Origin of the sequence: Sphingomonas sp. S-NIH.Pt3_0716, assembly GCF_003950715.1 — a bacterium.
GTDB classification, from domain to species: Bacteria; Pseudomonadota; Alphaproteobacteria; order Sphingomonadales; family Sphingomonadaceae; genus Sphingobium; species Sphingobium yanoikuyae_A.
Map to the genome: position 1 here is coordinate 137,825 of NZ_QLJK01000001.1, position 13,733 is coordinate 151,557.

12 protein-coding genes are annotated in these 13,733 nt (G+C 65.1%); 3 read left to right on the forward strand and 9 right to left on the reverse strand.

Translation table 11 applies throughout. The features are described 5' to 3' along the window. Position 1: 1 nt before the first annotated feature. From BRX37_RS00640 to BRX37_RS00665, 6 genes are all read right to left on the reverse strand, one after another. Positions 2-715, reverse strand: a complete 714-nt coding sequence (locus BRX37_RS00640; protein ID WP_010337417.1) for a DUF448 domain-containing protein — start codon at positions 713-715, stop codon at positions 2-4. Between the two features lie 63 nt (positions 716-778). Continuing rightward, positions 779-1,012 (reverse strand): tautomerase family protein, encoded by a 234-nt coding sequence (locus BRX37_RS00645; RefSeq protein ID WP_037517753.1) that lies wholly within the window; start codon positions 1,010-1,012, stop codon positions 779-781. Positions 1,013-1,018: 6 nt separating this feature from the next. After that, a complete protein-coding gene (nusA, locus tag BRX37_RS00650) occupies positions 1,019-2,593 on the reverse strand; it encodes a transcription termination factor NusA (protein WP_004211271.1) in 1,575 nt (524 codons plus the stop codon). 13 nt (positions 2,594-2,606) lie between these two features. After that, entirely contained in the window at positions 2,607-3,131 is a 525-nt protein-coding gene (gene rimP, locus BRX37_RS00655; protein WP_048937897.1) for a ribosome maturation protein RimP, read from the reverse strand. A 145-nt stretch (positions 3,132-3,276) separates the two neighbouring features. Beyond that, positions 3,277-4,095, reverse strand: coding sequence for a proline dehydrogenase (locus BRX37_RS00660; protein ID WP_318276544.1), 819 nt, complete (start codon positions 4,093-4,095; stop codon positions 3,277-3,279). Between the two features lie 23 nt (positions 4,096-4,118). Next, positions 4,119-5,234 (reverse strand): GNAT family N-acetyltransferase, encoded by a 1,116-nt coding sequence (locus BRX37_RS00665; RefSeq protein WP_125985157.1) that lies wholly within the window; start codon positions 5,232-5,234, stop codon positions 4,119-4,121. Between the two features lie 162 nt (positions 5,235-5,396). Here BRX37_RS00665 and BRX37_RS00670 point away from each other — a divergent pair, with 162 nt between their 5' ends. Both BRX37_RS00670 and BRX37_RS00675 read left to right on the forward strand, forming a co-directional pair. Continuing rightward, complete coding sequence (locus tag BRX37_RS00670; protein ID WP_125985158.1) at positions 5,397-6,545, forward strand: PQQ-dependent sugar dehydrogenase; 1,149 nt, start codon at positions 5,397-5,399, stop codon at positions 6,543-6,545. 8 nt (positions 6,546-6,553) lie between these two features. Beyond that, a complete protein-coding gene (locus tag BRX37_RS00675; RefSeq protein WP_010337423.1) occupies positions 6,554-7,240 on the forward strand; it encodes a pentapeptide repeat-containing protein in 687 nt (228 codons plus the stop codon). A 6-nt stretch (positions 7,241-7,246) separates the two neighbouring features. Here the strand turns inward: BRX37_RS00675 and BRX37_RS00680 are convergent, their stop codons facing one another. Beyond that, the gene (locus tag BRX37_RS00680) at positions 7,247-8,068 is read right to left on the reverse strand and encodes a YncE family protein (protein WP_125985159.1); all 822 of its coding nucleotides are present in this window, start codon (positions 8,066-8,068) and stop codon (positions 7,247-7,249) included. After that, positions 8,062-10,587 (reverse strand): TonB-dependent receptor, encoded by a 2,526-nt coding sequence (locus BRX37_RS00685; protein ID WP_125985160.1) that lies wholly within the window; start codon positions 10,585-10,587, stop codon positions 8,062-8,064. The genes BRX37_RS00680 and BRX37_RS00685 overlap by 7 nt, the downstream gene beginning before the upstream one ends. 199 nt (positions 10,588-10,786) lie before the next feature. Here BRX37_RS00685 and BRX37_RS00690 point away from each other — a divergent pair, with 199 nt between their 5' ends. Further along, complete coding sequence (locus tag BRX37_RS00690) at positions 10,787-11,899, forward strand: NADH:flavin oxidoreductase/NADH oxidase (RefSeq protein WP_125985161.1); 1,113 nt, start codon at positions 10,787-10,789, stop codon at positions 11,897-11,899. Between the two features lie 131 nt (positions 11,900-12,030). Here BRX37_RS00690 and pyrG read toward each other — a convergent pair whose 3' ends face one another. Next, positions 12,031-13,662, reverse strand: coding sequence for a CTP synthase (gene pyrG, locus BRX37_RS00695; protein ID WP_010337427.1), 1,632 nt, complete (start codon positions 13,660-13,662; stop codon positions 12,031-12,033). Positions 13,663-13,733: the final 71 nt, after the last annotated feature.

A 13,733-nucleotide genomic window follows, 5' to 3' on the forward strand; every position in this document is an offset into this window, starting at 1 on the left:
TTTAACCCTTCACATCATCATCAGCCGGCGCAGCCGCCGACGCATCATTCCATGCAGCCTCATGCGCCTGCGCATCGGCGGAGTCCTGCTCCCCATGCACCGGCGCCCCGGTAGCGCATCCCAGATAGCTTTCCAAGCGGCCCAGAGCCGCACGCAGGCGCACTGTCGCCCGCGAGTCGGTCACCGCGATATGGACGACATTGTCGCGCCCCATTGCCATAGATAGGGCGTGCCGGTCCACAGGCAAGACGATGCCCGCAAGATCCGTGCCTTCCGCTTCCTGTCCCACGCGCAAGGCCTGGTCCAGTTTTCGATTGCCGTCCGTGCCCGCATCGGCGGCATGGAGCAGCATTTTCACCATGCCCTTGCGGCATGCGACGTCGATCTTTTCCGATCCGGTCAGCAGCATGGAGGCGCGAGCCTCCAGCCCCAGGCGGCTGAGCAGATCCTGCCGCAGCCCGGCCTCTACCAGATCGGGAAGATTGTCGGGAATTTCAAGAGCGCCTTCCTTGAAGGCGCGGGCGAGCGCGCCCTTGAGCTTGCCCTTGGCCAGCGCCGTTTCCAGCTCGGCCCGCGACACGCCGATCCAGGCGCCCCGGCCCGGCGCCTTGGCGCGGACGTCCGGCATCACCTGCCCTTCAGGGCCGATGGCCAGGCGGATCAGCGTTTCGGGATCGGCGCGATCGCCGCTCAATATGCATTTGCGTTCGGTCATGCGCGCCCCTCCGCCAAAACGGACAAAAGGGCAAGACCAACGCTGTCGAGTAGGCTTATTCTCTCATCGGGGAGTGTCCGCAGCATTGGCGTCCTCCCTGGCTGGAGAAAGGGCGCGGTCGGCGATCAACTGACCGCCGGCCGCATAATTTTCGGTCGAGACTTCCGAGATCACGATCTGGACGGCAGCCGCCGGCTTTCCCAGCCGCTCCACGAGCGACTGGGTGACGTCAGCAACGATCGCGGCTTTCTGCTCGCGAGTCGCGCTACCGGCCAGGCGGATGTCGACGAAAGGCATGTTGGCTTACGCTTCCTCGCCTTCGAACCAGTGGGCGCGGGCGGCCATGATGATCTCATTGCCCTGCTCATCGCTCAGGCCATAGGCAGCCAGGATGCCGCCCTTGTCCTCATTGCCGCTGTCCGACTTGCGACGACGCTGATCGACGCGCTTCTTCTGCACCAGTTCGTCGGTGGCCAGATCGGCGAGATCGTCGAGCGTCTTGACGCCGGCCTTGCCGAGCGTGACCAGCATCGCTTCGGTGAGGTGCGGCATGTCGGCCAGCGCGTCCTCGACGCCCAGCGCCTGACGCTCTTCACGGGCAGCCTGTTCGCGACGGTCGAGCGCTTCCTGCGCGCGGCTCTGCAGCTCGGCAGCCAGATCCTCGTCGAAGCCTTCGATCCCGGCCAGTTCCTCGACGCTGACATAGGCGACTTCTTCCAGTTCGCCAAAGCCTTCGGCGACCAGCAGCTGCGACAGCGTCTCGTCCACGTCCAGCTCGTTCTGGAACATTTCCGAACGGCTGACGAATTCCTTCTGGCGCTTCTCGCTGGCGTCGGCCTCGGTCATGATGTCGATCGCCTTGCCGGTCAGCTGGCTGGCGAGGCGGACATTCTGGCCGCGGCGGCCGATGGCGAGCGACAGCTGATCGTCGGGCACGACGACTTCGATGCGCTCTTCTTCCTCGTCGATGACGACGCGGGCGACCTGGGCCGGCTGCAGCGCGTTGACGACGAAAGTCGCGGTATCTTCCGACCAGGGGATGATGTCGATCTTTTCGCCCTGCATTTCCTGCACGACGGCCTGGACGCGGCTGCCCTTCATGCCGACGCAGGCACCGACCGGATCGATGCTGCTGTCACGGCTGATGACGCCGATCTTGGCGCGCGAACCCGGATCGCGGGCGGCGGCCATGATGGTGATGACGCCGTCGTAGATTTCGGGGACTTCCTGCGCGAACAGCTTCTTCATGAATTCGGGGTGCGCACGGCTGAGGAAAATCTGCGGACCGCGATTTTCGCGGCGCACGTTCAGCACGACCGAACGGATGCGGTCGCCGACGCGAACGACTTCGCGCGGGATCTGCTGGTCGCGGCGGATCACGCCTTCGGCGCGGCCCAGATTGACGACGACATGGCCGAATTCGACCGACTTGACGACGCCGGTGATGATTTCACCCACGCGGTCCTTGAACTCGTCGAACTGACGTTCACGCTCGGCGTCGCGGACCTTCTGGAAGATCACCTGCTTGGCCGACTGGGCGTCGATACGGCCCAGGTCGATCGCGGGCAGCGGATCGACGATGAAGTCGCCGACCACGGCGTCCTTCTTCAGCTTGGCGGCCTGCTTGAGGTCGACCTGCTTGAAATAATCCTCGACCACCTCGACGACTTCGACGACGCGCCACAGGCGCAGGTCGCCGCTGTCCGGGTCCAGCTTGGCACGGATGTCATTCTCGGCGCCGTAACGGGCACGGGCGGCGCGCTGGATCGCATCTTCCATCGCCTCGATGACGATCGCCTTGTCGATCATCTTCTCGCTGGCGACGCTGTTTGCAATCGCGATCAGCTCGGCCTTATTGGCGGAAATGGCGTTGGCCATGACGATAAAACCCTTATTCCTCGGTTTCGAACTCGTCCGCCCCATCGGAGGAGAGCGGCATGGTAGCAGAAATCAGTGCATCGGTCAGCATCAGCTTGGCATCGCCGACCAGCGCGAACGGGATGGTGACATCGCCGGCCTTGGCATCCTGGAACAGGATATCCTCGCCCTCGACGCCCTTGAGGATGCCACGGAAGCTCTTGCGCCCCTCGACCACTTCGGTCGCGGAAATCTTCGCCTCATGGCCCGCCCATTCGAGAAAATCGTGCAGGCGGGTCAGCGGCCGGTCGATACCGGGCGAGCTGACTTCCAGACGATAGGCTTCCTCGATCGGGTCGACTTCATCCATCACGTCGGACAGGCGGCGCGAGATCGCGGCGCAATCCTCGATGACCAACTGCTTGGTCTTCGGGTCTTCGGCCATGATCTGCAGCGTATATTCGTCGCCCGATCCGAACAGCTTGATGCGCACGAGGTCGAACCCCAGGGCCTTTACCTCGGGCTCGATCAATGCGGTCAGTTCGGCGATGTCCGCCATGGATACTCCAGAAAATAGACAGGTCTGCTTGTTGCCGCCGCAGGCTTGGTGCCTGCGACCCTGACATGTGTGACGATGTAAGGAAGCAATATCCATATAGGCAGGTTGCCAATGACCTGCAACATGTTTCGTAAAATCCGCTATTTCAGGGGTCTGCGCGCCCCGTCCAGTCGCGCCACATCCACGCCAGCAGATAGGGCCGGGCCAGCGCCCGGTCCAGCGCATAGGGAATCCAGCCGGGACCGAAGGGCACATAGAGGCGAACCGGCACCCCCTGCCCCCGCGCCACCGCCCGGCAGCGACGGCCCGGAAGGCCCCGCAACTGCTCCAGGCTGCACGGCGTGCCGGCCTCGCGCAGCAGGGCCAGCGCCCGGTCGGCCAGCGCGGGGCGATGGGTGGCGATCGCGACCGGCGCCGCGCGGCCGGCCAGCGCCTCGACCAGTGTCAGATAGGCGGCATCGGGATCGACGGCATCGCCCGCCGGATCGGGCCACTCCCCGCGCACGATACGGACCGGCGCGCGGCTGTCGCGCAGTCGCACCGCGTCGGTCTGACTGCGCTGCCAGCGGGCGGGCAGGACGATGCCGGTTTCGGGAAAGTCGGGCAGAAGCCGTTCGACCGCCGCCAGCGTCTCGTCCGCATCCTGCGGGCCATGGGCATCGAACACCAGCGACAGGCCGGACTGGCGCGCAATCTGCGCCAGTTCGCGCAGGCTGACCGGATCGAAACGCAGCGGCGGCGCCTTCACCGACAGGCTGAGGTCAAGGCCGCGCGCCCGCTGTGCCACCCGCGCATAGGCGGCCATGATCGACGAGGGATCACCCCCCGCCCCTTCGAAATAACCGATCGTGGTGGCAGCGCCGGCGCGCGCCTGTTGCCGGGCGATCGCCACGGCATGGGGGGCGTCGGGTGCCGGAATGACCCGGCCCAGCGCGCCAGGCAGGGCATAACGCGTGTCCCGCAACAGGCGCCAGGCCGCCCCGCCCCTCACCGCCGCAACAGCCGTTGCCGCGACCAGACAATAGCGTCCGCCGCAAAGGCCGCCGCGCCGCGCAGATTATAGGGATAGGTGCGCAACTGGACGCAGTCATGCTCCGCCTGGGTCCAGAGCTTGCGAATCCAGGGTTCGGCAACGCCGAGAAATTCGAAACTGTGCAGCCGCGCCTGCGCCGCCCAGCCGATGGTATGGAGCATCAGCAACCCGCCCGGCGAACAGGCGTTGAAGGCCGCATCATGGCCGATCTTGAACAGCCAGTAGCGGCCGTTCCACAGCACCGCCATCTGCATCGCGATGGCGCGGCCGTCGATCCGCAGGAAGGAGATGCGCAGGTCGCCGCGCTGCGCCACCGCGCGGAAGAAAGCGCGGAAGATCGCCGCCTGGCGCGGGTCAGTGGCGATGGCGGTGCCCGCCTCGCTCTTCCAGCCCAGCGCCTCGACCGCGACAGCCTCGTCGAACAGGGCGTCGAAATTATCGGCCTCCGGCGCCAGCGTCTCGCACTGGAGCAGGCCGCACCCTTCCGCCTTGCGCCGAGCACGACGGAAGTCGGAGCGGCGGCCGGCGTTGAAGCGGCTTTCCGGGTCGCGCCAGCCCTCATCCAGCGCGATATGGGGACAGGCCATGGCCGGCCGCACGACCAGCCGGCCGCGCCGCCGCACCGCCCGCGCCAGTGCAGGGATCAGCGGCGATCCGGCAGAAATGCGATCGATCAGCAAGGGATGCGGCAAATGCGCGATCGCGCCGGCCAGCGCATCGGCGGCCGCCGTCCCGTTGCACAGCATGTCGCCCGGCTCATAGGTTTCGCGCGCGCCGATCATCCGCCAGCGGGCCAGCGCGCCGGCATCGCGGCACAGCGGCAGCAGCGCGACCAGATCGGCGCCCGCCCAGACCGTCATGATGCGGCTTGGCCCAGCCGCAATCAGGTCGTTCAGCGTGACGGCGAACAGGCGGGTCTGGGTCGGCCAGTCGGCGCGTGCCTCCAGCCTTTCCCAGGCGCGGGCAAGCGCGGTCGAATCCAGCGCGTCGGCAAGGCATAGCGGCTCGACGCGCAAGGCGCCTGCCTGCGCGCACGCAGCATCGAAATCCGATACGCCGTGCAGCACCATATTCCCCCTCTTGCCGCCCCGGTCTCTAGCGGCAGAAGCTTAAGAAATCGGCCTATCGCCGATGAGGCTTGCATCCATGCCCGCATCCGGTGGAGGATGCGGGCATGGAACCCCCGCCGAATAATCGGCTTTCCCCCGCGAATATTATAACAGGAGTTTCCCATGCTGCGCGTGATGGCCGTCACTCTCCCCCTCGCCCTGCTGGCCTGTTCGGCGGACAATGCGACCGGCCAGAATGCCGGTACGACCGCCGGGGAAAAGCCGTTCAAGACATCGGTGATCGCCGATTTCGAATCGCCCTGGGCGATGACCTTCCTGCCCGACGGGCGGATGCTGATCACCGAAAAGGCCGGTGAGATGATCCTGTTCGATCCGAAGAGCGGCACCAAGATCCCGGTCGCCGGCATCCCCAAGGTCGACAGCGAGGGTCAGGGCGCGTTGATGGACATCGTCCCCTCCCCCACATTCGCGCAGGACAAGAAGGTCTATTTCAGCTTTTCCGAAGTGGGCCAGGGTGATCGTGCCGGCGGCAAGGGCGTGGCGCTGGCCACCGGCATCTTCGACCAGGCGAGCGACGGCACGACCAGGCTGGCGGACGTGAAGGTCATTTTCCGTGCCAGCGACTATGTCGAGGGCAATGGCCATTATTCGGGCCGCATCGCCTTCTCGCCCGATGGCAAATATCTCTTCTTCACCAATGGCGAGCGACAGAAGTTCGAACCGGCGCAGGATCCCAAATCGACCCTGGGCAAGGTGCTACGCCTCAATCTGGACGGCACGCCGGCGGCGGGCAATCCGCTGGCCGCCAAGGGCTTCAACCCGGCGGTCTGGTCCTATGGCCATCGCAATCTGCTCGGCATCGCCTTCGACAAGGACGGGCGCCTGTGGGAACAGGAAATGGGCCCCAAGGGCGGCGACGAAGTCAATTTGATCAAGCCGGGCCTCAACTATGGCTATCCGCGCGTGTCGAACGGCGATCATTATGACGGCCGCGACATTCCCGATCACAAGCCCGGCGACGGCTATGAGGCACCGAAGGTCTGGTGGAATCCGGTGATCTCGCCGGGCGGCCTGATCTATTATTCGGGCGACCTGTTCCCGCAATGGAAGGGATCGCTGTTCATCGGCGGCCTGTCGAGCCAGTCGCTGGTGCGGGTGAAGCTGGACGGCGAGAATGCGGAAAAGGCCGACCAGTGGGACATGGGTGCCCGCATTCGCGAGGTCGAACAAGGGCCGGACGGCGCGCTGTGGCTGCTGGAGGATGGCGGCAAGTCGCAGGGCCGCCTGCTCAAGCTGACGCCCAAGGCATAGATAGCGGCATGACCGACATGGATGCCCTGCCCGCGCGCAACGGGCAGCAACTGGCGCGCGCCGACATCATGGCCCTGGCGGGCACGCCCCACGCCCTGATCGACTGCGATCTGGAGGCGGCGGAGTTGGCGCAGCTCGACCTTACCGGTTGGCAGTTCGAGCGCTGCAACCTGCGCAACGCCGATCTGGCCGGCGCCATGCTGGAGCGCACCCGCTGGCAGGGCTGCCGGGGCGGCGGCGCGAATTTCACCGGCTGCGATCTCAGCGACGCGGTGCTGACCGGATGCGACTTCAACAATGTCGTGCTGCGGCGGGCGCGGCTGGAGGGCGCACGGCTGGCCCAGTGCAAGCTGACCGGCGCCGACCTGTCGGACCTGCGTGCGCTGGAAATCGACATGGCGGAATGCCTGCTGATCGACGCGCGCCTGCCCGGCCTGTCCTTCCGCAAGCAACGGCTGAGCCGCATCGATTTTTCGCAGGCGGACCTGCGCAAATGCGATTTCCGCATGACCAGTTTCGAAGGCTGCAGCCTGCGCGAGGCGATGCTGGACGGTGCCCGTTTCGAGGGCGCCGACCTGCGCGGCGCGGATATAGGCGGCGTCCATCTGGGCGATGCCAGCCGCTTTCGCGGCGCGACCATCTCACGCGACCAGGCCGGCGAACTGCTCGCCGAACTGGGGTTGAAGGTGCGCTGAGCCGTCCTATCGAACCGGCGGCATCTCGCTCGCCACCATCTCGCCAGCACCCCGGCCGATCGACCAGAGGCGGCGCGGCGCCTTGGGATCCCAGTCGATCGCCTGGCCCGGCGTGGCAATGCCGATCGTGCCGACATGCTCCAGCACCGATCCCGCCTCGGGCAGTTTCAGCGCATAGACTTCGGGCCAGTCATGCCCGGTGGCGTAGATCAGGCCGTCTGCGCCCCAGCTAAGGCCGGAACAGCTTTTGGGCGCGAAGCGGGCCAGCACGTCGGCCGGGAACGCCCAGCTTGCCTCCGCCCGGAAGGCGTCGTCCATCCGCACCAGCAGCGTATAGCGATAATCGCGCCCCGGCTCGCCGCCCTTGCCCTCATAATTGGCGAAGACCGCCCACCATTTGCCGGCATGCCGATCCATCACCGTCAGCGATCCGGGGCCAAAGCCCAGGCTGACACTGCGGACATGCTTCAGCGTCTTCGTGTCGAAAATCTCGACCGCGCTGGTCTGCGGCACGGCAGGATAGTTGGACGCGGCACAGACCAGTTCGGTGCCGACCACGGTGCAACTGTTCATGTGCGGATAGAGGCGGCGTTCCCCCTGCCACTGCGCCACGCGCTGGCCGTCGGCGATTCGATATTTGCCGATCCGGTCATTGTCGATCGCATAGACATGGGTGCCATCCGATGCCGCACCCTGATGCGCCTCCGATGCCTTGATCCGCAGGCTGACGGGAGATGGCGGCGGCGACGGGGCCTCCGTCGCCTGCTGCGCGACCGCCGCGCCGGCCAGCGCCAGCAACCCGGCTCCTATTAGGGCCAGCCTTACCATTTCAGCGATCCCCCGACGAAGAAGGTGCGGCCATAGCGCTCATTTTGCGTCACCCAGTCGCGATTGCCGGCCTGATATTGGCGGGTCGGCTCATCGGTCAGATTCTGTGCCTCGGCGAAGACCCGCACATTCTTCGTGATGTCGACGCTGACCTTGGCATCGAGCCGGCGCAGATCGTCATTATAATTGTCGGTCAAGGCCTCGTCTCCGGCAGCGATCAGCGCCCGGCCGGTATGGTGATAGGCGATCGAGCCTTCGACAATCCCCTTCTGGTAGAAGAGCTGCGCGCCCCAGAGCAGGTTGGATTGCTCGGGGAAGCGGATCGTGCCGCGATCGGGCATGCCCAGGCTCGACTGGATCAGCGCGATGTTGAGGTTGACGCCGAAACCGGAAAGGATGCCGGGCAGGAAGCTGAACTGCTGCTGATAGGCGGCCTCGACGCCGATGATGTCGCCGCGATCGGCATTGAGGGTCTGGCTATAGTCGATCCGGTCATAGCTCTGGCCGCCGAAGCTGCCATTCAGAACCGTATAATTCTGGGTGAAGATCGGGTTCTGGATGAACTTGGCGAAGGCGCCGAGCGTCAGCAGGCCGCCGGGCGCGAAATAATATTCGCCGGTCATGTCGATCGCGTCGGCGACATAGGGCTTGAGCGCGGGATTGCCCGAACTGACGCTGAGCTCGCCCTCCCCTTCCGAGCTGACCTCGCCGCCGGGTGACAGGTCGCTATATTGCGGCCGGCCGACGCTGCGCGAATAAGCCAGGCGGAACACGGTGTCGTCGGTGGGCATGATGCGCACCACCAGGCTGGGCAGCCAGTTGATATAATGGCGCTTGCCGCTGGTCGGCATCACCACATCAGCCTCCAGCAGATAGCCGGTGATGTCGAGTTCGGTGCGCTCGACGCGCAGACCGGCCGTGACCGAAATGGCGCCGAAGTCGAGATTGGCCATGCCATAACCGGCAAAGACATTTTCCTGCAGGCTGAAATCGCCCAGCGTCTGGTTGGCGAGCGAGGTCGCCTGATCCAGCACGAACTGCGGACCGCCCAGCCTGCCGCTGGTATAGGCCTTGATCAGATCCTCGTCGATCGCGGGCGACAGCAGATAGGTGTGACCATTGCCCAGATTGACGGTGACGGCGTCGCCGGCCAGACCATCGAGGGTGAAGCGATTGGCAGCGGTGCCGCGGGTATAGACATCATTGGCGGAATCGAAGCTCTTGTCGGTCCAGCGCCCATTGGCGCCGATTTTGACGAAACTGTTCTGACCGATCGCCGGCAGCTTGCCGGTCAGGTCGAGCCGGCCCTGCCAGATCTTCTCCAGCCCATATTCGTCCTGCTCGGTATATTGACGGAAGCCGAGCGCCGAGGGCGAGAGATAGCCATTGACCGGAACGGCGGTGAACAGCTTGTCGGTGAAGTCGACCGCGACCGCGCCGGGATTGCCCCGGAACTGCCAGAGCTGGTTGGGCTCGATCACCTCGTTGCGGGTACGCGCCGCGCCGAAATCGAGCGACCAGTCGTCGCTCAGGTCCGCCTTGCCGCCGGCCATGAAGGACAGGACCGACTTTTCCTTATATTCGGTGCGCAGGTCGGAGCGCTGCTCGCTGGTCGATGCCACACCGGTCAGGCCGTTGGCGTCCCAGTCGATATCGGAGAAATCGAGGCGGAAGCGCTGGCGATATTCATCCTCGGTGAATTTGGAATAGACGCCGCGGACATAGAGCTGGACGCGATCGCCATGCCAGTCGAGCGATCCGGCCGCGCCGATCCGTTCGCGCTTCAGCCGATAGTCGGTATATTTGATGTTGATCGGCACGCCGCCCCGCGCGGCCTGATCGTCGGGATAGATGCCGTCACTGCCATAGGTGCGGTCGGAATAGCTGGCGCCCAGCAGGATGCCGAACTGCTGGTCCGCGCCGAAGCGGGCACCGACGGTGACGTCGCCCTTGATCGGATTGTCATCCTTGTAGGTCTGCTGCCAGCCGACCTGGCCGTTCGCCTGGAAGATGAAGGGCTTGTCGAAATCGAACGCGGTCTGGGTGACGAGGTTGATGGTCGCGCCGATACCCTGGCCGGTGAGGTCGGCGGTCTTGACCTTCGCCACCTCAACCCGGTTGAGCAACTGGCCCGACAATATGTCGAGCGGCAAAGCGCGGGTATTGCCGTCGGGATTGCCGATCTCGAAGCCGTTGAGCGTATAGCCGTTGAGGCTGGAGGGCACGCCGCGCACCGCGACATAGCGCCCCTCGCCCTGATCATATTGGACGCCGACGCCGGGCAGGCGCTCGACCGCCTCGGCCACATTCTTGTCGGGCAGCTGGCCCAGCTCGTCCGAGGCGGTAACTTCGACCAGACCGAGCGCGGCACGTTTTTCATCGATCGCGCGCTGCTGCTGCGCCCGCTGGCCAGTGACGACGATGCCGCCGGCCTCCTCGGGCGCGGCGTCCTGCGCTTGGGCTGTGCCGGCGATCGCAAGTGCGAACAGGCTGATGGAACAGGGCAATAGCTTGGTCATGATCGAGTCCCCTCTTGTCGGGGTGCGACTAGAAAGGTTGCAAGACAGCAACATTTCCAATGCACTGCACTGTCATGACGGATGCGTGACGCTTTGATGTCGTCGGCCTTTTGCGGATGCGCGCTGCCGCCCCTTTCGAGCGCCCGGTCCATTACCTATGTTGCGGACCTTCTCCCCTCTCCCCCTTCTGGAGACCTGCATGAGCGCTCCCAAGCTGTTCCAGCCTTTCGATGTCGGCGGCCTTGCCCTCGACAACCGCATCGTGATTGCGCCGATGTGCCAATATTCCGCCGTCGATGGCGCGATGAACGACTGGCACCTCATCCATCTCGGCCAGCTTGCCCTGTCCGGCGCGGCGCTGCTGACGATCGAGGCGACCGCCGTGCTGCCCGAAGGGCGGATCAGCCATGCCGATGTCGGCCTGTGGGACGATGCGACGCAGGCGGCGATGCAGCGCGTGCTGGACGGCGTGCGGCGCCACAGCGACATGCCCATCGCGATTCAGCTCGGCCATGCCGGGCGCAAGGCATCTACCGAAGTGCCATGGAAGGGCGGCGCGCAGATCGCGCCCGATGCGGTCAATGGCTGGCAGACGGTCGCCCCCTCCGCCCTGCCCTTCACGCCCGGCACCAACGCGCCGATGGCGCTGGACAAGGCCGGGATCGACCGGCTGCGCGACGCCTTCGTCGCGGCGGCAAAGCGCGCCGACGCGATCGGTATCGATGCGGTGCAGTTGCACGGCGCCCATGGCTATCTGCTGCACCAGTTCCTCTCGCCGCTCTCCAACCAGCGCGACGATGATTATGGCGGCAGCCTGGAAAAGCGGATGCGCCTGCCGCTGGAGATTTTCGACGCGGTGCGCGCCGCGTTCCCGGCGCACAAGCCGGTGACCATGCGCGTATCCGGCACCGACTGGGTCGAGGGCGGCTGGAACATCGAACAGACGATCGCTTTCGCCAAAGCACTGGAGGCGCGCGGCTGCAGCGCCATCCATGTGTCGAGCGGCGGCCTCGACCCGCGGCAGGATATTCCGGTCGGCCCCAGCTATCAGGTGCCGCTGGCCCGCGCGGTCAAGCAGGCGGTCGACATGCCGGTGATCGCCGTCGGCCTGATCACCGATTTCGAGCAGGCGGAGGCGATCATCGGCACCGGCGACGCGGACCTGATCGCGATCGCCCGCACCATTCTCTATGATCCGCGCTGGCCCTGGCACGCCGCCGCGCATCTGGGCGCATCGGTGAAGGCCGCGCCGCAATATCTGCGCTGCCAGCCGCGCCAGTATCGGCACCTGTTCGACGCACCGAAGGGCTGAAACGAAAAACGGGGCCTTTCGGCCCCGCTTTTCTTGGAACAGCCGATCCGATTGTATCGGTTCGACTGTTCCAGCTCTTATTTTGCGCGTTTTCCGAGTCAGCAGGCGACCCCGCCTGCTTCGAAAACGCTTTATACCAACCGGCTCTGCTTGACCGCCGCTTCGATGAAGCTGGCGAACAGCGGGTGCGGGTCGAACGGCTTGGACTTGAGTTCCGGGTGAAACTGCACGCCCACGAACCAGGGATGGTCGGGCCGCTCGACGATTTCGGGCAGCGTGCCGTCCGGCGACATGCCCGAGAAGATCAGGCCGCCCTTTTCCAGCGGTTCGCGATAGCCGGCATTGACTTCATAGCGGTGGCGGTGACGCTCGCTGATGTCGTTGCTGCCATAGATACCGGCGACGACGCTGTTGCCCGCAAGCTTGGCCGGATAGGCGCCCAGACGCATGGTGCCGCCCAGATCGGTCTCGGCAGTGCGCTTCTGCAGGCCTTCCTTGCTCATCCATTCGGTGATGAGGCCGACGACCGGCTCGCTGGTCTCGCCGAACTCGGTGGTCGAGGCATTCTCGATCCCCGCCGTGTTCCGCGCGCCCTCGATGCAGGCCATCTGCATGCCCAGGCAAATACCGAAGAAGGGCACGTCGCGTTCGCGCGCGAACTTGACCGACGCGATCTTGCCTTCCGACCCGCGCACGCCGAAGCCGCCGGGGACGAGGATGCCGTGCATCGGTTCGAGGCTGGCGGCGAGGTCGTCGCCCTTCTCGAACAGTTCGGCGTCGATCCACTTGATGTTGACCTTCACCCGATTGGCGAGGCCGCCATGGTGCAGCGCTTCGTGCAGCGACTTGTAGGCGTCGAGCAGGCCGACATATTTGCCGACCACGCCGATCGTCACTTCACCCTCGGGGTTCAGCTGGCGATCCATGATGTCGGTCCAGCGGTCCATCGACGGTGCGGGCGCATCGGTGATGCCAAAGGCGCGCAGCACTTCATTGTCGAGACCCTCGGCATGATATTGCTCGGGCACGGCATAGATGCTCTTGGCGTCGAGCGCCGGAATGACCGCCTCGGGGCGAACGTTGCAGAAGAGCGCGATCTTCTTGCGCTCGCTCTCGGGCAGCGGATGCTCGGCGCGGCACAGCAGGATGTCGGGCTGGATGCCGAGCGAGGTCAGCTCGCGCACGCTATGCTGGGTCGGCTTGGTCTTCAGTTCGCCGGCCGCCGCGAGATAGGGCACCAGGGTCACATGGACGAAGATCGACTGGCCGCGATCCAGATCATTATGGAGCTGGCGAATCGCTTCCATGAAGGGCAGCGATTCGATGTCGCCGACGGTGCCGCCGATTTCGCACAGCACGAAGTCGAGATCGTCGGTCTCCGCCGTGGCGAACGCCTTGATCTCGTCGGTGACGTGCGGGATGACCTGGACAGTCGCGCCCAGATAGTCGCCGCGCCGTTCGCGCTGGATGATGGTCTGATAGACCCGGCCCTGCGTGACATTGTCCGACTGGCGCGCCGACACGCCGGTAAAGCGTTCATAATGGCCAAGATCGAGGTCGGTTTCCGCCCCGTCGTCGGTCACATAGACTTCGCCATGCTGATAGGGCGACATCGTGCCCGGATCGACGTTGAGATAGGGGTCGAATTTCCGGATTCGCACGCGATAGCCCCGCGCCTGCAACAGCGCTGCCAAGGATGCGGCCATGAGGCCCTTACCAAGCGAGGAGACCACGCCGCCGGTGATGAAAATATACCGCGTCATGGGAGAAGAGGCTTAGCCTTATACAAACGAGTTGAGCAAGCGCGCGAATCCGCACGCTCGCAAAAAATATG

Coding starts and splice junctions, on each gene's coding strand:
- pyrG (WP_010337427.1), bottom strand. CDS start 13,662: ATGACGCGGTATATTTTCATCACCGGCGGCGTGGTCTCCTCGCTTGGT.
- BRX37_RS00690 (WP_125985161.1), top strand. CDS start 10,787: ATGAGCGCTCCCAAGCTGTTCCAGCCTTTCGATGTCGGCGGCCTTGCC.
- BRX37_RS00665 (WP_125985157.1), bottom strand. CDS start 5,234: ATGGTGCTGCACGGCGTATCGGATTTCGATGCTGCGTGCGCGCAGGCA.
- BRX37_RS00685 (WP_125985160.1), bottom strand. CDS start 10,587: ATGACCAAGCTATTGCCCTGTTCCATCAGCCTGTTCGCACTTGCGATC.
- rimP (WP_048937897.1), bottom strand. CDS start 3,131: ATGGCGGACATCGCCGAACTGACCGCATTGATCGAGCCCGAGGTAAAG.
- nusA (WP_004211271.1), bottom strand. CDS start 2,593: ATGGCCAACGCCATTTCCGCCAATAAGGCCGAGCTGATCGCGATTGCA.
- BRX37_RS00675 (WP_010337423.1), top strand. CDS start 6,554: ATGACCGACATGGATGCCCTGCCCGCGCGCAACGGGCAGCAACTGGCG.
- BRX37_RS00670 (WP_125985158.1), top strand. CDS start 5,397: ATGCTGCGCGTGATGGCCGTCACTCTCCCCCTCGCCCTGCTGGCCTGT.
- BRX37_RS00640 (WP_010337417.1), bottom strand. CDS start 715: ATGACCGAACGCAAATGCATATTGAGCGGCGATCGCGCCGATCCCGAA.
- BRX37_RS00645 (WP_037517753.1), bottom strand. CDS start 1,012: ATGCCTTTCGTCGACATCCGCCTGGCCGGTAGCGCGACTCGCGAGCAG.
- BRX37_RS00680 (WP_125985159.1), bottom strand. CDS start 8,068: ATGGTAAGGCTGGCCCTAATAGGAGCCGGGTTGCTGGCGCTGGCCGGC.